Source organism: Vibrio maritimus, assembly GCF_021441885.1.
GTDB classification, from domain to species: Bacteria; Pseudomonadota; Gammaproteobacteria; order Enterobacterales; family Vibrionaceae; genus Vibrio; species Vibrio maritimus_B.
Genome location: NZ_CP090438.1, coordinates 772,598 through 790,660, shown reverse-complemented (window position 1 = coordinate 790,660; position 18,063 = coordinate 772,598). Strand labels below are relative to the sequence as shown.

Below are 18,063 nucleotides of genomic sequence, written 5' to 3'. Positions count from 1 at the left end.
ATGAATAGCCTAGATATCGACCATTAGAAAGGAAACTTGAGGAAAATATGGTAAGCACCTAGGGGAGGCGTTGTCCCCTAGGAACTGAGAGGCAATTAAGCTTTGACGTTTAGGGTCGCAAACATTGCCTGCGAAGGCGCAAAGAAGTAACCACCAGTAACGGCTTTAGTGAAGCGCAATAGTTGGTCGGTTTTGCCATCGGTAACGCCATACATGCTTTCAAGCATCGCGTCGAAGTTATGTACTGTATGACAGTATGCAATAAACAACAGACCGTGAGGGCCACTTACTGTGCCATAAGGCAAGCTGTGACGAACGATTTTTAGCCCTTTGCCTTCCTCTTTGATGTCTACACGACCAACGTGAGACGCAGCCGGCACATCCTCAAGCTCAATACTGTCTGGCTTAGTACGACCTACCACTTTTTCCTGAGCGGACACATTCAGACGATTCCACGCTGGAAGATTGTGTTCAAAGCGCTGAACCATCACATAACTACCACCAGCAAACTCACCATCAGCGACCAATGCCACCTCTGCACGCTGCTCACCTTTCGGGTTTTCAGTGCCATCGACGAAATCAGTCATATCGCGAGAGTCCATAAAACGGAAGCCCTGTGTCTCATCTACGATCGTGACATCTTCAGCAATCTGCCCCATCAGCTTGCGCAGCAAATAGAAATGCAAGTCGTGGCGATTCGAGTGACAGTGAACCAACACGTCAACATCCGACGACGGTGCGAAAATATCGCCCTCACCAAGCTCTGGGAATGGCTTTAGCTCCGATGGCATAGATTGTTCTAGCTGAGACCAAAAAGCGTGAGAGAAAGCCACAGAGAGCGTTAGCTGAGCGCCTGGTTGAGTTTCATTTAGCTCTTCCACCAGCGCAGGTAGCTTTTGAAGGGCTTCTAGTACCTGTTGAGCATTCTGATTGACTTTTAATTGGGTGTATAACGCAAAAGGTTCTGCCTCTGGCGTAATCGCACTTTGTGGTAATGACATTATCTTTCCTCTGTTTTTTCGCTCAGTGTATTTTTTAACAGCTGTTGATTGTATGACCTTGATCAGGAACTTAGGTGATTTTCGCTGGAAGCGCCAAGCTATCGGCGACGCGGCGGCTGTTCAGCAAATAAATGGCAAACCAAATCAATGACACCAAAGTCACCGCATTGGTCCAAGTAAATTGCCAGTGCTGCAAATCAACCAAATAAACAGTATGAGCAAGCTGAAGCATCACAACCAGCAAGGTGACGGGTTTTAGCTGGCTAACAATGAAGTTGGTTTTGGTTGAGTCGCTTTTTCTTAGTCCAACCAGCCACATTCCCACAACAATAGGCAAGCCCATCGCGAGTCCGAGATACAGCATAGTATGGTTTGGGTAAACATACTGTAATATCGTACTACCCTCTTGGCGGCTCGCCCCTGCGACGACAAACACCACCCAAGCACGGATCAGGAACGCCCACCCCACCCAGAGTAAAACTGGTGTTTTCAACAGACCATGCTGATCATATTGTTCGATGCCATAGCGCATTGTACGTCTCTATTTTTAACTCATATCAAAGTATATGGTGCTAACCCTCGAATCATTCAAGATCCACACAATCATTGTGCTAAGATGCTCGAAAACTCTCACGCGGAATTAGCATGAAGAACGATAAAATTACCCCTTCAGTGGAAACACAGCAAGAAGCAATGAAAATTGCCAAAGCCACGCAAAAGCCAGGGCAAACCAAAGAGCAGACCAAATTAATCGCTCAAGGTATCGAAAAAGGCATTGCTCAGTATAAGAAGCAGCAAAAAGAGCGAAAGCGTCAAGCTGATAAAGCGCTGAAGAAACAAAAGCGTACCAAACAACAAGCACAGCAAGAAACCGCTGTCGATCAGCAGACTGCCTCGGTAGAAGAAAGCAAGCCACGTCAAGATATGCTGCCATGGGCGCTGCTTATCGTAAGTTGGATCGGATTTATCAGCTATGTCACGATTTAAGCGCGCCACAGAAAAATTAGCATTCGGAGTGGCGCTGGTGAGCACCACTTTGCTAGCCGGTTGCTCGCAGCCATTTAATCAACTGCAATCTGAGCAAGCGCAGGTCGTTGAGGTACGTGCGGATGCCAATATGGATGTGTCTCAATGCCAATGGAAAGGGGATGTAAGAGGCTCTGAAGGTCATTGGTATACCTATTTGTTCTTCAGTAACGCTTCGCTTACCGAAGGGGCGGTCAACGAGATAAAAAATCAAACGGCGGCGTTGGGTGGTGATACGGTACTGCTGCTCACGCCTGTTGATTTTGAGACGTCTGTGACCCTATTTGGCACCGCCTATCGCTGTAAAAAATAAAGCCGAAGCTTAGCTTCGGCTTTATTTTTTCATTCCAATGCACGCGACGGTCACTCAAACCCTTTTGCAGCACCTAAGCTATACACCCAATGTCGTTTCGATATCACCTTGGCGATCAATCACCCATTGACTGTCAAAAGGTCCCCAGTCTGACAACTGGTAATAACCATCGTTGTGTCTACGCCCATCTTGAACAAACATCAACTCAATGCCGATTCCCGGTAGCGCTTTGATGACATCTTGAATGGTTCGGCGAGGCCAACCCGTTTTCTCGATTAGTTTTGGCACATTCGGTCTTTCGATGCTTTCAACGAGCAACGCGAGATAGAGACGACGTGCAAAAACAGGACTCAGTTCCATTGACACCTCCTATTTATGTGCATTTCCAATATATTGCATTTACGAGCGCCCGTGTTGCGCTTGATCAATTTCTCGCTGATCGCTGTGATTTCGAAATTTGAGATTTTGTAACTGTTGATGCCGAAAACGGAGCAAAAAACTGTGATCGCTTACAACCTTTTGTTTAACGCGACACTTCTTGATAGGATGCTAAACACAATGAAATGCTTTGCGTCCGACGATTCAAAGCAGAATAAACAAAGTCAGAATTTAACGCCCATAAGGAAGTCATCATGGCTATTACAATGTTTGGAATTCCTAACTGTGACACCATCAAAAAAGCTAAGAAATGGTTGGAAGCAAACGAGCTCGACTATTCATTCCATAACTATCGCAAAGACGGTATCAATGAAGAGATGGTCCGCGCTTTTTGCGAGCAGCTCGGCTGGGAGCAAGTCATCAATAAACGTGGCACAACGTACCGCCAACTGACTCAAGAGCAAAAAGACAGCCTAAATGAAGAGAATGTCATTGCATTACTCGTCGAGCACTCTGCCATGATTAAGCGCCCAATTATCGACGTAGACGGTAAACAATACGTGGGCTTTAAAGCTGAACAATATCAACAAGTGTTTGGCGCATAATAGCCAGATACGCAAACACAACATCAGAACACGACAAGAACAAGGATCCTCAAGGATGAACGACAGCCCCGTTTTGGCACTCGCAAAAGACCTAATCAGCCGCCAATCAGTGACACCAGAAGACGCCGACTGCCAAAAAGTCATGATTGAAAGACTAGAGAAGCTCGGCTTTGAAATCGAAGTCATGGTATTTGAGGATACAACTAACTTTTGGGCGCGACGCGGCACACAGGCACCACTGTTTGCTTTTGCTGGTCACACCGACGTAGTCCCAGCTGGCAACCTAGACCAATGGCATACACCACCATTTGAACCAACCATCATCGATGGTCACCTTCATGGACGCGGTGCCGCTGATATGAAGGGCTCACTGGCATGTATGATTGTTGCGGTGGAGCGATTTATCGAAAAACACCCAGACCACACAGGCTCAATTGCGTTTCTTATCACCTCTGATGAAGAAGGTCCATTCATCAACGGTACGACGCGCGTTGTCGATACGCTTATGGCTCGTGATGAGAACATCGACATGTGTATTGTTGGCGAACCATCGAGTACTAACAGTGTTGGTGATGTCATTAAAAACGGCCGCCGCGGCTCTATCACTGGAGACCTTAAGGTCAAAGGGACACAAGGTCACGTTGCCTACCCTCACCTAGCAAATAACCCTGTGCATCAAGCGCTCCCAGCTCTCGCTGAGCTTGCTGCAACTAAATGGGATGACGGTAACGACTACTTCCCACCAACCAGCTTCCAGATCCCGAACCTTGAAGCAGGTACTGGCGCAAGCAATGTCATCCCAGGCGAGTTTAACGTACAGTTTAACTTCCGTTTCAGCACTGAACTGACCGATGAAACCATCAAGAGTCGCGTCCACTCAACGCTTGATTTGCATGGTCTTGACTACGACCTGAAATGGACACTCAGCGGACACCCATTCCTTACTGATAAAGGCAGCCTACTTGATGCCGTTGTCAGCGCAGTGGAAGAAGTCAATCACACTCGTCCTGAGCTTCTGACCACAGGTGGAACCTCAGACGGTCGCTTCATCGCTCGCATGGGTGCTCAGGTCGTAGAGTTGGGTCCAGTCAACGCCACGATTCACAAGGTAAATGAGTGCGTGAATGTTGCTGACCTAGAGAAACTGACGGATATGTACGAAAACACCTTGGTGAACTTATTCGCTCAAAAATAACGTGAGGCGCAAGATGGAGATAGCTCATCTAGTAGGACAGTCTTCTGACTCACTGGTCGATATCACGATCGGTAATCGCACGTTTCTCGTTCATCCTGACGCAAATCGCGATCTCGGTGAGCTAGTTAACGCGGCGAAATCGGCGGGCTTTGATCTCTATCTTGCCAGTGGCTATCGCTCTTTTGAGCGTCAGCTTGCCATTTGGAATGCCAAAATGTCGGGAGCAAAACCCATTTTGGATGCCGATAGTGTTCCAATGGATGTCGACTCGTTAAGCGAAGCAGAAAAAGTGACGGCCATCCTCAAATGGAGCGCACTCCCAGGCGCAAGTCGTCACCATTGGGGCACTGACTTTGATGTCTATGCAGGTAATCTGCTCCCCGCTGACACAACCCTTCAGCTCGAGCCATGGGAATACCTTGATGGGCATCAGCGCCCTTTCTATCATTGGCTCAAGCAACATGCAGACAGCTATGGTTTTTTCTTTCCTTATGCGAAAGATAATGGCGGGGTCGCCATGGAACCGTGGCACATTAGCCACCGAGCGAGCGCAAGTGACTGTTTAGACAGTTTTTCATGTGAAAAACTTGGTAAAGTTTTGAAGCAATCAGACATTTTGGGACAAGAGCCGATACTTTCTAATCTCGATTCCATCTACAATCAGTATGTAACCAACATTAATCGCTGAGAGTAGACTATGATTGAGTGGCTGTTTAACCCTTGGGTAATCATTATCGTGGTACTCGCGGTTGTCATCGGCAACATCGCGGCTTTGAAGTACACGGCTAATATGAAGTTCCAGCAAAGTGATAAAGTCATGTCGCGTAAACAGCAGCTAGATAGACTCAATGAGTTGGATAAACAGAAATACGGTGACAAGGCGAACGACAATTCAGAAAAATAGCCGCCACACATAAGGATAGGCACTCAGCGTGCAGAGCCTACGGATAGAAAAAAGGACCCGATTGGGTCCTTTTTAATGACTAAATTGTTGCTATTACTGCTCTTTCTTAATCACAGTCGCAATCAATGGTTCTAGCGATCGTAGTAGATTCTCAGATACCGGTTTACCATCTTTATCTGTCACGTTGATAGAGGTACGGTTACCCAGATCACCGAACAAGAAGGTGTAGTCACCTGGCTCTAGATCAATCGGCTTAAGACCCACTTGATTCCAGAACTCATCATCTGGGCTCGCATACTTGGCTTTCGCAGTACCTTGAGACTGGTTACGCTCTTCGATAGTAAAGCCCATCTTAGGCAGCAACTCTGGCAGTTCTTGCCACAACACGTTGTAAGGAGTACGTGCGATGATGACTGGCAGACCACTACGGTCAGTCCCCATGCTGATTGGAATAGACTTCACTAGCTCTTGTGCACGAAGCGCCGCTTCTTCACGAAGATCTCGGTCATAACGCGCTGTCACTAGGTTTGTCATCAGCGTGTTGTAGCGCTCTTCATTCACGCGAGTAACCGGTTTTACCGTTCCACCTTCACGCCAATCGATAAGCTTCATCTTAAAGCCGTGGCGATTGTTTGCTTCATAACGCGTGATCTCGTAGCGGCTACCAATCTCTACGTCTTCATCTTCTGATGTCCAAGTCACCCAACCCGTTTCGATCATGTCGTCTGTTTCATTCACAGACTCAACGCCGATCTCGGAGAGCATCTTTTTCACCGTTGCCCACACCTTGTCCATCTCTTCTTCTTGAAGTAGCCAAAGTGTTACTTCTGAGCCCTGTCGCTCTACACGAGCACCCGGAATAAGCTCTAGAACCTGTTGCGGTGGACGAATGTCGACTGCACGACCAATACCACCAGAGAAGTCACCCGTAGGAATTTCATAGTTTGGATAAAACTGAGGGGTGGCACCTTCTGGTAAGGTCCACTCTTTTAGCCCTGGCGCTTCGAGGTAGTTGAAGTCATCTTTCGCCTCGCGACGCGTCTTAGGGTCACTTGAGCACGCGGCTAAAACAATAACAGCTAACGTAGAAACCGCTAGCTGACGTGAAAATTTCATTGATACTCCCTTATATAAGAGGAGCTTAGTGCTCCTCTTACCGTTCTATTTAGTAAATGCAGGCTTCTGTTAGAGCTTGAGCAACGATTGGCTTCGCTTCTTCTGATAGTTCAGTGAGCGGCAGTCTTAGATCGCCGTTCGCGATAAGGCCCATTCTGTGCGCAGCCCATTTAACAGGAATTGGGCTCGACTCAACAAACAGGTTTTTATGCAGAGTCATCAAACGTTGGTTGATGATGTCAGCTTCTTCAAACTTACCTTCCAGCGCCAGGTGCATCATTTTCGCCATGTCTGCAGCCGCGATGTTGTTGGTCACAGAGATAACGCCTTTACCGCCTTCCTTGATGAAATCAAGACCAGTCGCGTCATCTCCACTTAGTAAGATAAAATCTTCGCCACAAAGTTCACGGTGAGTTTGCACTCGAGACAAATCGCCCGTCGCATCTTTAAGTGCAACGATGTTTGGAAGCTCTGCTAGACGAGCAACCGTTTCTGGTTTTAGGTCAACACCTGTGCGGCCAGGAACGTTGTAAAGGATCTGTGGGATATCAGTTTCCTCAGAGATCGCTTTGTAGTGTTGGTACATGCCTTCTTGCGTCGGCTTGTTGTAGTAAGGAGTCACACTCAAGCAACCTGCAATGCCCACATTGTTGAACAAACGGCTAAACGTGATCGCTTCGTGTGTTGCATTAGCACCTGTGCCCGCGATGATAGGCAAACGGCCATCGGCAAACTCTACCGTTTTGGCGACAACTTTGACATGTTCTTCAACGGTTAGAGTTGCAGACTCCCCTGTCGTACCTACCGCAACGATACCATCGGTACCGGCTTCGATGTGATGCTCAACCAGTTTTCGTAGACTAACAAAATCAACTTCGCCGTCTGTGGTGAGTGGGGTTAATAGCGCAACAATACTTCCTGAAAACATGGTGATCTCCCTAAATTGATACTTACTGCATGGTACTGTAATGCTATTGATAAACACAAGAGCTTAAAAACAGATCCCACCAAGAAGTGAATGAATAATTTCAGATTTCGGATATGAGGCACGTATAAGATGCGCTTTTCTGTAAAACAGGTGTCAATCTGGAGTTAATTCTATGCTCAATCCACGACCAATCAACGGCACTTTGTCGATAATCGGTTACATCTATCACAAGAGCTTTGGGCCTAGCTATGCTAACATATAGCCAACAAGGAATTTAGAGTGACACTATGAATCAATATTTAGTGATTACCGCAGTTGGCACAGACCGACCAGGGATATGCAATGAAGTTGTTCATCTCGTCGCCAATGCGGGCTGCAACATCATTGACAGTCGCATTGCCATGTTCGGCAATGAATTCACCCTCATCATGTTAATATCTGGCACGCCTAGTTACATCACTCGCGTTGAGACTACTCTGCCACTATTGGGTCAAGAACATGATCTGATCACCATGATGAAACGTACCTCCAAGCACGACTCCATTCCCAACCAATATACGGTTGAGGTATTCATCGAGTCTGAAGATCGAGTGGGACTCACGGAAGAATTCACTCAATTCTTCGCTGACAAGCACATTGGACTGGCGTCATTAAGCGCACAAACCATAGTGAAAGAGCGCGCAGGTACCGATACTGACCAGTTTCAGATCGCACTCAGTGCCAATGTCGACGAAGATTGCAATCTGATGCAACTTCAAGAAGAGTTTGATGCGCTGTGCAACCAGCTTTCAGTAAAAGGGTCGCTAAACTTCATTAGCGGAACCCATTAATAATAAAAATATAGACTTCAAAGGAATCTCAATGAACACATTGACGGCGGGGACTCCAGCCCCAAATTTCTCACTGCTCGACCAAGATGGCAACACAGTGACGCTGCAAGACTTTAAAGGCAAGAAGATACTGTTCTACTTCTACCCCAAAGCAATGACACCAGGTTGTACGGTTCAAGCACAAGGCTTACGTGACACCAAAGCTGAACTCGACGCACACAACGTTGTGGTATTAGGCGTTAGCATCGATCCTGTTAAGCGCCTTGGTAAGTTCATTGAACGCGACTCTCTTAACTTTACCCTTCTATCAGACGAAGACCACGCGGTTGCTGACCAGTTTGGCGTTTGGGGCGAGAAGAAGTTCATGGGCAAAGTGTACGACGGCCTGCACCGTATTAGCTTTCTGATAAACGAAGAAGGCGTTATCGAGCACGTGTTTAATAAGTTTAAAACCAAGACTCACCATGAAGTGGTGCTTGATTACCTCAATAGCGAAAGCTAATCTCGGTTATCACGCAAAGCTCGCTCGAGAGCAGTATCAAATAAAACCGATGTCTGACTATGCAGTCAGGCATCTCGAATGACTATCTATTCCCTCACTTCTTTCACAATATACAATGTGATTCTACGTATCACACCCTGACGACACGCTTCAACTAAACCGACCGTTCTTCTCGCAGTTCGTATCGAGATACCATTAACACCCTACTACATCACCAACGTCGCTCCTAGAGTTCTAACTAGAATTAACATTTTGTAAGAAAATTAGACTGAGTTTCACTTAACTCCTTTCTAATATATTGAATTCATTAAAAGTAATATAAAGAGGCCTCGTTTTAATAGCATTGTAAGAATTTTCTTACTGGATGGTATGTAATTCAATATGATATGTTCCCAGAAAATATGTTTACATCTGATAGACAAACTTGCTAACAATAAAGCTACTTCTTACTTGTGTACTTGCTTACACCATTACACTTTTAACACCAAGCTCGATAGCTCGAGAAGCGGTTGAATATCCACAACACAATAATGAAACTAAAGTTAAAAATGAACCACTTCGATTTGGCTATATTTCTCAACATATTCCACCTTATGTAACTCATAAAGATGGCAATACATATGGTGTTGATTTTGATATCGCCGCCAAAGTAGGTGAGATTTTAAATAAAAATGTTGTACACGTTTCGTATTCTAATCATAGAGAATTAATTAATGATCTAAACAATGGCATAATCGATTTTTCTATCCAAGATCCAAGTTCATTAGCATTAGATAGTAAAAACATAGCTAGTTCAGAATTAATCTATCAAGATAGACTTGTCGCCATATTTAATCGCAGTAATCGTAGTGACCTATTAAAAACGGGGTGCATTATACATGAGTCGTATTGTAAGAATATCGATGGAATAATACCGGTATTTAACTACTACGATACAATACGTCTATTAGATGATGATATAATCTCGCGTGCGATAATTCCTTATACAACATTTATATCAAATAATATAGTTTCTGAATTTGAGTTTCTACCTCAAAAATTTCGAAAAAGAGGAGCTATACTATTAGGAAAGAGTACTAGTCAATATCTAGAACACATTAACGCATTAATCAAAAATAATACAATGGAGACTGATTTCTGGTCCTCAAATCTAGATTTTCAGTATTCGCAATTTTCAAGTAAAGCGTTTAGCAATAAGAAATTGAGATATACTGTTGAGAAGGACATTTATCCAGCTCTATACATTAATCCAGTAACATCACAACCCGATGGCTATGTCGTCGACATTCTAAACTATATAAGCAACCGAACTCTTTTATCTTTTGAGTATATTGAATCCACCAACGGAAAGCATGCGGATACAATGCTTAAAGAAAGCGATATTGACTTTCTCCCTTTTGCAGGCATCGATACTAGTTATGCGGATTCAAACTTAGGTAGAAGTACTGTTAACTACACATCTATAAACATTATTCGCATTGATATAAAAGGCTCTGTTTCCAATGAAGTTGGAATACTTGCTAGGACTCAGCGCGCTCAACATTACTTTGAATCTATACGTTTAACTGAAGACGATAGAAAGTACTATAGCGATCTAACAAGTCTTATTGAAGCTGTGTTAAAAAAAGACATAAAACAACTATATGTATCACAGGAAGTTATCACGCCGAATCTAATTTTAAACAGCAGGGGTATTCTAGATATAGAATCCATTGAAGAAGTAACATCATTACCAGTTGGGATGATCTTTCATCAAGATGTAGAGAGTGAGTTTGGGTATATGAATCACTTTTTAAGAACGCTTGATGAAAAGATAATTCATGAATATCGTGGAAAGTACACGGGTGACGGCTACTATTTTGGTATTGATCGTAATATATTTTTTTCTATACTTGGTTTGCTATTAGCGATATCTTCCCTAATTTTTGTTCTTTATCGAATATCAAACAATAGACTAAAAATCGATCTCAAAAAAGAGAAGAATGAGAAAGAGAAGACAGACCAAATGCTAAACTGGTTTACATCTCTTCTTGAAGACATTCCGGTGGGGCTTGTTTTAACAAACAAGAGTGGAAAGCAAATAATTAGCAATCGGCAATATAGAAAGTATCAAGAAAAATATAATATAGATAGTAAAGAGTACAAAGACGACGACAGCACGAAAACATTTAATGCGAATGGCGCATACCTTACATATCGAACCGTTCCTTTTCTCCACCCTAATGATGGTAGAAGTGGTTACCTTACTATTTGGACGGACGTAACTTCACTTGAAGAACAAAAAATTGCACTCATCGAATCGAATCAGATTGCAAATACTGCTCTATCTGCTCGAAGTAAGTTTACCGCGATGATAACTCATGAACTCAGAACCCCAATCGCCGGAATAATTGGTTTATTGGAAGTCGTTGAAACCAAAGCGCATAAGTCAGAGGATTTCCAAAGTATTATTTCGTCACTAAAAGCGTCGGCCAAAGAGTTAAACCAACACGTGGACGAAATTCTCGATATATCAAAGAGTGAGTCAGGAGAAATGACTCTTGACCTACATAGCTGCTCCCTAGTTTCTGAGTTGGATTCTATTACCAAACAATATCGTGTAATTTGTGCAAAATCTAATATCGACTTCAAGGTTAACTTTAATCCGACTCAATGGGTATATGCATACACAGACTCTACGCGTATCAGACAAATAATCCATAATATCCTATCTAACGCAGTTAAGTTCACGAAAATAGGCAGCGTTAGTATAGATATTGTTGTTCTCTCTGGGGTTCTTGACATCACGATCGCCGATACCGGTATTGGTATGACCGAAGAGGACTTAATGGTGCTATATGAACCCTATGTCCAAGCAGACTCGAGTATATCAAGGCAGTATGGTGGAACTGGTTTGGGTATGAGTATCGTTAAAAATTTGGTTGAATTATTTGGCGGTAAAATTAGCGTTACCTCAAAGATAAATCATGGAACCAGTGTGAATGTTAGGATTCCACTTACAACAATAGCCTACTCAAACCCTTTGCAAAGTGGGGTTAAAACGAATAGTGAAGAAGTTAATGTGTGGCTTCAAGCTCTTGGGTTATATTGTGATGATGCTCGTAGCCTAAATATATCAAAAGCTGACGTTACAAACTATATAAACTACCCGAGTGAAATGATTAACGCGTTCGGAAATTTAGGAGAGAGTCAACTAGATATAGAAAGCCATGACCAATTATTAGGGCACATACTTGTTGCCGAAGATAGCGAAAGCATTCGATTACTGGTCGATATTCAGTTGCAATCTTTCGGATTAAGTGCGGATATTTATCCATGCGGAGTTTCAGCGTTAGAAGCATTTATAACATCTCCAAAAATCTATGATCTTGTTATCACAGATTGTCGCATGCCTGGAATGTCTGGCTTTGAACTAGCTGATAAGATAAAGAATCTAAATCCTAATATACCTATTATAGGATTTACAGCAGAATCTAAAAATGGTGAGTATATAGGTAGAAGCAACAGCAATATCGAAACCATCATCACAAAACCCTATTCGTCTCAATGTCTACATTCTATACTCAGAAATTTCCTTGACTACAAAGAATGTAGTGAACAATCAACAGGTAATAGTATCTCGAAGAGTCATGATAGTAGTGAATTATCCAGGATAATAATTGAAAGTTATCAAGAAGAAATAAAGCTACTCAAATCAAGCAATAATTTAGATGGTGAGATTGTCCATAGAATAAAAGGGTCAGCGAGTCTTTTAGGGTTTGAGTCGATTATAAAAACAATAACAAACACTAACGAAAGTCACCTTTCTAGCACTGATAAACAGTCTTTAATATTAGAGTTAGAGAGTGTTATAAATACACAAAAAGAAAAGCTCAATAAAGCGGAGGCAATATGAATATTCTAATCGTTGAAGATGACAGGATACAAGCCTATCGATTAAAGATGGACCTCTATGAACTGGGACAAGTTAATATAACAATTGCACACAGCTGTAACGAAGCTCTTCTTGCATTTAAAAAGCTAGATTTTGATCTTGTTTTCTGTGATATATCCCTACCAGACAAAGATGGCATTTACTTTATTGAACAAATTTCATTCAAAGCAAGGAAAGTACACTTAGTATTGCTAAGCCTAGCAGAGAATAGAGTTCTAAGCCTAATAGAAAAAGTAGCACATGTTCTTGACTTCAAGAAAACCTCTCGTATTGATAAGCCATATAAATTAAGTCAATTGAAGACCCTGCTACTTGATAGTTCAGGTATAAGAAAAACAAGTATAAATAATCAAACAAACTACTACTTCTCAGAGAGTGAGGTGATAAGTGCAATTAGTAGGAATGAAGTTGATGTCCATTTTCAGCCTCAAGTTGATATTGCAACTGGCACTACGAAGTCTGTCGAAGCTCTTGCTCGCTGGCAACATAACGACTTTGGTTTACTCAGTGCAGGTGCATTTATAGACTCCTTAACCAGTGATCAAGCACTGTTCTTATTGTTTGAGAACACCGTAAAAAAATCGATTGAAGGGATTGTGAGTCTTTCTGACGTTATTAGCCTATCTGTAAACGTAACTCATCGAGACATACAATCAGTAGATTTCTACAATTTAATCGTAACACACTGTACTGATTCCCAATTTCCTTATGAGCGTCTAACATTAGAACTAACCGAAAGTCATATGCACCTCGTAAGTAAGCAGGCGTTAGTCACACTTGCTAGGTTAAAGTTACTGGGTGTAAGACTGTCCATTGATGATCTCGGGTCAGGGTATTCATCACTGATCAAACTTACACAGATCCCTTTTGATGAAATTAAGATAGATAAGTCTTTTATAAATGGAGTTTGTCATGACTTCCAGAAGACTGCCATCGTCCAACTGCTCGTCAATCTAGCTAAGCAATTGAATTTAACATGCATTGCTGAGGGCGTTGAGGATAAGGAAACTCTCGAATTCACTAAGACCCTTGGAATTGATCTTTCCCAGGGTTACTTTACGGGCGAACCTCTAAGTCATGTTGAACTTAAGAAGCGACTATCTAGAGAAACTCAATCACTACACAAAGTAGGCAACATCGATTGTCTTATTATCGATGATCACACAATTGTTACCGCAGCTTTAAAGCAAGCAATCAAACAATGTAACTTCATTCGCTCTGTATCGAGTTGTGTTTCAATAAACCAAGCTATAACAAAGTTATCGAGTCACAAATATAACTTATTACTCGTTGATATTAAGCTAGGGAACGAGTCTGGTTTTACTATCATCGAGCACCTTGATTCCATTAACTATAAAGGGAGTTATGTTTTTATGTCTGGAGGAACTAATCCTACCTACCCTTTCTTATCTAGGGAAAAAGGCGCACTTGGCTATCTAGATAAAGCAATGGAAGTCAATGAATTTATCCAAGAACTGTATCGAATAGTGAGCAGAGAGGATACCAGTTCATCAATGCAAGCTTACACATCAAGTCCCATATCTCAACTTTCAAAACGTGAGTTCGAAGTACTTGATTTACTTGTACAAGGAATGTCGAATAAAACCATAGCTAATCGTTTGAACCTTAGCGAAAAGACTGTAAGCACCTACAAATCCAGATTGTTAGAAAAGCTAAACTGTAAATCTATCATAGATGTATCTAGGGACTATTTTATGTAGGTGTATTCTTACATGATTAGTTCGGGTAATTCATTACTCTTGGGTGTGTCAACTAAGAGTAATGGAGTACTTATGAATCCCCCCGCTCAACAAATAGAAATATCAAACCAGTTACATACTATCTCAGCGTTAGAACTAGATATTATATATAACTCCTCACGGTTACTTGAACACATTATTTTTAACCTGAGAGTAAACTTACCTCTCATTAACATTTCCAGCATGGAGAGCCAAATAAATTCCCTCAAAGAACTCTCAAATAATCTAACTATAAATATAGAGAAGTTTGAAAAGGACACTTTATTTGACATTGACATGGCAGAACTTTTAAAACTCAGCTATGAAATGCAAAACTTGATCGAAGACTATTGCCAAGAAAACCAATAGACCACTGTTGCAGCAATGAAAGTATAAATAGGAAGCCATATGAATCGTTTTATATTTGGTCTTACACTACGCCAGCAAATGCTTGGGTTAGTTTTATTTCTTTTAACCATAATTGGTATAATTCTCGCTATTTCAATTGCCACCATTAGAAATGTTAACCTTGAAACCAGCAATAGTATAGAACACCTAGTACAAACCAGTGATAATGTCGTGATGAAGCAGTTAGAACCCTTTTCTACTATTAGGATGGCGTTTAACAGAGCTGTATATTCAGATTCTGAAAGAGAAAAATACCCGCAACTTCTTTTAGATTGGCGAGAAAGAACTATCGCGGAGATTAGCTCTGCTGGTGATACTCTGTCAGGAAGAAATGCAATTGAGCTCGTAACAAATTATTATAACCATCATCAAAAAGCGCGGCAGATCTTTGACTCATATGAATCCGGAAACTTGTCAGAAGTAGAATTTGACAATTATATGGCCGCTGGTAGCAAGTTGGCTGCTTTGTATAATCAGTCTATCATGAAGTACATTGACTCACTTTCATCGGAAACAATAAATCGTGTTCAAAGTGGTGAAGAAGATATTAATCAAGCACTACTAAACTTTGTTGGCTTTCTGGTTTCTGCTATGTTGCTTGGTATGCTAGTTAGCTACTATGTTTCTGGCGCAATAGCAAAACAGACTGACAAACTATGCGCACACCTTGAACGTTTCTCTCAAGGTGACCTATCACTTAGGTTGGATGATATAAAAGGGAAAAACGAAGTAGTCATTCTATCTTATTATTGCAACCAAGCCATTGATAATATTCGCGACACGTTTGGTGAACTCACTAACATTGCAACAAGCGTAGCGTCTGCATCCGTTGAGTTGAGTTCAGTTATGACTCAATCAGAAGCGAATGCACGTGAAGAAAATGCTCAAATTACGCAAATAGCAACAGCTATCAATGAGATGTCTGCGACGGCCAAAGAAGTGAGTAATAACGCAACACAGGCCGAAAGGGGTGCTGGTGACGCAATGAGCTCTGTAGAGGTTGGACATGGTGCCGTTATAGAGCTTGAGAATGTGTCTAACCAAATATCCAACTCTGTACAAGACACAGCAAATGCTTTGGAGGAACTCAAATCATACTCTCTAGACATCAACTCCGTCATTGAAGTTATCGGTAATGTATCGGAACAAACAAACCTTCTCGCACTCAATGCCGCCATTGAAGCCGCACGCGCTGGGGAGCAAGGTCGTGGCTTTGCCGTTGTTGCTGACGAAGTCCGAAACCTAGCGGCTAAAACGCAGCAGTCAACAGAAAGTATAAAAGAGTTAATTGAAAGGCTACAGTCAAAAGCAGAACGCACTAATGAAGAAATGAGTATCAATCTTGAGTTGGTGGAGAAATCTAGGAGCAACGTTATCGCTGTCTCAGATGCTTTCTCGTCTATTACTGAGTCCGTAAACTCAATAACTGAGGTTAATACGCTTGTTGCAACCGCATCTGAGGAGCAATCAGCCGTCAGCTTGGATATTTCCCATAACGTTCAAAACGTTTCTGACGTAGTCAATCAGAACGTTGCTGGGATCGAGCAATCTAGTGTCGCAACCGAAGAGCTGGCTAGACTAGCTGAAGAACAACAGTCGAAGCTATTGGCATTTAAGCTAGCCTGATGATGAATACGATAAAAAAGCCTCGCTTAGCGAGGCTTTTTACTATTTATGTGGCGGGTTGTATGGGTTCATCGTTACTAGGCAGCGCATTCCATACGGCTTTCACTAGGGTTGCGAGCGGTATTGCGAAGAAGACGCCCCAAAATCCCCACAATCCACCGAATACCAGCACCGCAACAATGATCGCCACTGGGTGCAGGTTTACAGCTTCAGAGAATAGGATTGGCACTAATACGTTACCATCGAGTGCTTGAATGATGCCGTAAGCTAACAGAAGCCAATAGAACTGAGGCGTTAGTCCCCACTGGAACAGACCAACAATGGCAACCGGCACAGTCACGGCGGCAGCACCAATGTAAGGAATCAGTACGGAGAAACCGACGAGTACTGCAAGTAACACTGAATAGCGAAGATCCAGTACAGCAAATGTAATGTAACTCACCGTACCAACGATTAGAATTTCCAGTACCTTACCGCGAATATAATTAGAAATCTGTTGGTTCATCTCAACCCAGACTTTGTTCGCTAGGCGGCGGTTTTGCGGTAGTACGCCACTTGCCATGCCAACCATTTCTTCTTTGTCTTTTAGCAAGAAGAATACTAATAGCGGGACCAAAATCAGATAGACGGCGAGTGCAGCCAGACTGACAAGCGATGCAAGGGAGCCTTTAACCACATTCTCGCCCAATACGAGCACCTTGTCTCTCATATTGATAATGATGGATTCGACTAGATGTACTTCTGCAAGGTCTGGGTAGCGCTCAGGAAGAGAGGCCACGAATTGCTGCAATCCAGTGTACATATTTGGGATATCATTGAGCAGATTACCCACCTGATTCCAAATCGTTGGTACTAAGCCAAAGATGGCCATGAGCATCAATCCAATGAAGACTAAGATAACCGTCATAACGGCAAACGTTCGAGGAAGTCCAAGCGAGTGCAATTTGCTGACCGGCCATTCAAGAAGGTAGGCCAATACAATCGCCACCAACAATGGGGCGATCAGGTTGCCAAAGAAGTAGATGGTAATAAAACCAAATAGCAAAATTACCACCAGACTTACTGCGTCTGGGTCTGAAAAACGTCGCTTATACCAGCGACGAACCATGTCTAGCATTCGCTATCCTTCCTTTTTGATATGGTCATCACGGTGACATGATGCTCTTGCGTACAATCGACCATCGCATTTTGCTTAATGAGGTAGTGTCGACAGTCTCGAATAGATTGCGCATCCACTATACGGACACGCAGCACTTGTTGGGTTTCAAGTTGCTTGTATGCGCGCTTTACCAGCAGTAGCGACATGGGGCAGCGTTCGTTTTCCAGATCTAATTGGATATCTGTCATCACTATGTTTTCGCTCACGATTATCGCAGCCAAGAGTGCATGGTTCACCTTCAATGGATCTATTGTAAAGGCTTTTTGAGGTATCCCCAACCCGTATGTGTTACAGATCACCAATTACCACAACAATGTGTCACTAAAAACGATAACCTGCTGTTATCTTAATACACTATTAGTCCTTTCCTAACCTGAGTCCGTATGCAAAAATATTGCG

The 18,063-nt window shown here is 42.7% G+C and carries 19 protein-coding genes; 12 read left to right on the top strand and 7 right to left on the bottom strand.

Annotated elements, in window-relative coordinates; translation table 11 throughout:
• Positions 1 to 95: 95 nt before the first annotated feature.
• Positions 96 to 1,001, bottom strand: coding sequence for a Dyp-type peroxidase (locus LY387_RS03590; protein WP_234495346.1), 906 nt, complete (start codon positions 999 to 1,001; stop codon positions 96 to 98).
• 70 nt (positions 1,002 to 1,071) lie between these two features.
• The gene (locus tag LY387_RS03585) at positions 1,072 to 1,533 is read right to left on the bottom strand and encodes a DUF2919 domain-containing protein (RefSeq protein ID WP_234495345.1); all 462 of its coding nucleotides are present in this window, start codon (positions 1,531 to 1,533) and stop codon (positions 1,072 to 1,074) included.
• Between the two features lie 113 nt (positions 1,534 to 1,646).
• Between LY387_RS03585 and LY387_RS03580 the strand changes: the two genes are divergently transcribed.
• Together LY387_RS03580 and LY387_RS03575 are read left to right on the top strand one after the other, a co-directional pair.
• On the top strand, positions 1,647 to 1,988 hold the full coding sequence (locus LY387_RS03580) for a DUF2956 domain-containing protein (RefSeq protein WP_128650398.1): 342 nt from the start codon (positions 1,647 to 1,649) through the stop codon (positions 1,986 to 1,988).
• On the top strand, positions 1,975 to 2,340 hold the full coding sequence (locus tag LY387_RS03575; protein WP_234495344.1) for a DUF4156 domain-containing protein: 366 nt from the start codon (positions 1,975 to 1,977) through the stop codon (positions 2,338 to 2,340). Before LY387_RS03580 ends, LY387_RS03575 begins: the two co-directional genes overlap by 14 nt.
• Before the next feature lie 78 nt (positions 2,341 to 2,418).
• Here LY387_RS03575 and LY387_RS03570 read toward each other — a convergent pair whose 3' ends face one another.
• Positions 2,419 to 2,700 carry a winged helix-turn-helix domain-containing protein gene (locus tag LY387_RS03570; RefSeq protein ID WP_042473827.1) on the bottom strand — a complete coding sequence of 94 codons (282 nt, stop codon included), beginning with the start codon at positions 2,698 to 2,700 and terminating at the stop codon, positions 2,419 to 2,421.
• 272 nt (positions 2,701 to 2,972) lie between these two features.
• Here LY387_RS03570 and LY387_RS03565 point away from each other — a divergent pair, with 272 nt between their 5' ends.
• From LY387_RS03565 to LY387_RS03550, 4 genes are read left to right on the top strand one after another with little or no spacing between them, the layout of a single operon-like run.
• Positions 2,973 to 3,323, top strand: a complete 351-nt coding sequence (locus tag LY387_RS03565) for an ArsC family reductase (RefSeq protein WP_234495343.1) — start codon at positions 2,973 to 2,975, stop codon at positions 3,321 to 3,323.
• 55 nt (positions 3,324 to 3,378) lie between these two features.
• The gene (gene dapE, locus LY387_RS03560; protein WP_234495342.1) at positions 3,379 to 4,518 is read left to right on the top strand and encodes a succinyl-diaminopimelate desuccinylase; all 1,140 of its coding nucleotides are present in this window, start codon (positions 3,379 to 3,381) and stop codon (positions 4,516 to 4,518) included.
• A 13-nt stretch (positions 4,519 to 4,531) separates the two neighbouring features.
• Positions 4,532 to 5,206, top strand: coding sequence for a M15 family metallopeptidase (locus LY387_RS03555; protein ID WP_234495341.1), 675 nt, complete (start codon positions 4,532 to 4,534; stop codon positions 5,204 to 5,206).
• A gap of 9 nt (positions 5,207 to 5,215) precedes the next feature.
• Positions 5,216 to 5,422 carry a DUF2897 family protein gene (locus LY387_RS03550; RefSeq protein WP_234495340.1) on the top strand — a complete coding sequence of 69 codons (207 nt, stop codon included), beginning with the start codon at positions 5,216 to 5,218 and terminating at the stop codon, positions 5,420 to 5,422.
• A 93-nt stretch (positions 5,423 to 5,515) separates the two neighbouring features.
• Here LY387_RS03550 and bamC read toward each other — a convergent pair whose 3' ends face one another.
• A complete protein-coding gene (bamC, locus tag LY387_RS03545) occupies positions 5,516 to 6,538 on the bottom strand; it encodes an outer membrane protein assembly factor BamC (protein WP_234495339.1) in 1,023 nt (340 codons plus the stop codon).
• Positions 6,539 to 6,587: 49 nt separating this feature from the next.
• Positions 6,588 to 7,466 (bottom strand): 4-hydroxy-tetrahydrodipicolinate synthase, encoded by an 879-nt coding sequence (dapA, locus tag LY387_RS03540; RefSeq protein ID WP_234495338.1) that lies wholly within the window; start codon positions 7,464 to 7,466, stop codon positions 6,588 to 6,590.
• A gap of 287 nt (positions 7,467 to 7,753) precedes the next feature.
• Between dapA and LY387_RS03535 the strand changes: the two genes are divergently transcribed.
• From LY387_RS03535 to LY387_RS03510, 6 genes are all read left to right on the top strand, one after another.
• Complete coding sequence (locus LY387_RS03535) at positions 7,754 to 8,296, top strand: glycine cleavage system protein R (protein ID WP_042473808.1); 543 nt, start codon at positions 7,754 to 7,756, stop codon at positions 8,294 to 8,296.
• 31 nt (positions 8,297 to 8,327) lie between these two features.
• Entirely contained in the window at positions 8,328 to 8,798 is a 471-nt protein-coding gene (bcp, locus tag LY387_RS03530; RefSeq protein ID WP_234495337.1) for a thioredoxin-dependent thiol peroxidase, read from the top strand.
• 424 nt (positions 8,799 to 9,222) lie between these two features.
• Positions 9,223 to 12,693, top strand: a complete 3,471-nt coding sequence (locus tag LY387_RS03525; RefSeq protein ID WP_234495336.1) for an ATP-binding protein — start codon at positions 9,223 to 9,225, stop codon at positions 12,691 to 12,693.
• Positions 12,690 to 14,453 (top strand): EAL domain-containing protein, encoded by a 1,764-nt coding sequence (locus LY387_RS03520; protein ID WP_234495335.1) that lies wholly within the window; start codon positions 12,690 to 12,692, stop codon positions 14,451 to 14,453. Before LY387_RS03525 ends, LY387_RS03520 begins: the two co-directional genes overlap by 4 nt.
• 12 nt (positions 14,454 to 14,465) lie before the next feature.
• Positions 14,466 to 14,840, top strand: a complete 375-nt coding sequence (locus LY387_RS03515) for a hypothetical protein (RefSeq protein WP_234495334.1) — start codon at positions 14,466 to 14,468, stop codon at positions 14,838 to 14,840.
• 522 nt (positions 14,841 to 15,362) lie between these two features.
• Entirely contained in the window at positions 15,363 to 16,505 is a 1,143-nt protein-coding gene (locus LY387_RS03510) for a methyl-accepting chemotaxis protein (protein WP_234495333.1), read from the top strand.
• Between the two features lie 46 nt (positions 16,506 to 16,551).
• Here LY387_RS03510 and LY387_RS03505 read toward each other — a convergent pair whose 3' ends face one another.
• Positions 16,552 to 17,622 carry an AI-2E family transporter gene (locus LY387_RS03505; RefSeq protein WP_234495332.1) on the bottom strand — a complete coding sequence of 357 codons (1,071 nt, stop codon included), beginning with the start codon at positions 17,620 to 17,622 and terminating at the stop codon, positions 16,552 to 16,554.
• Entirely contained in the window at positions 17,616 to 17,852 is a 237-nt protein-coding gene (locus tag LY387_RS03500; protein ID WP_234496047.1) for a sulfurtransferase TusA family protein, read from the bottom strand. Before LY387_RS03500 ends, LY387_RS03505 begins: the two co-directional genes overlap by 7 nt.
• Positions 17,853 to 18,063 lie beyond the last annotated feature (211 nt).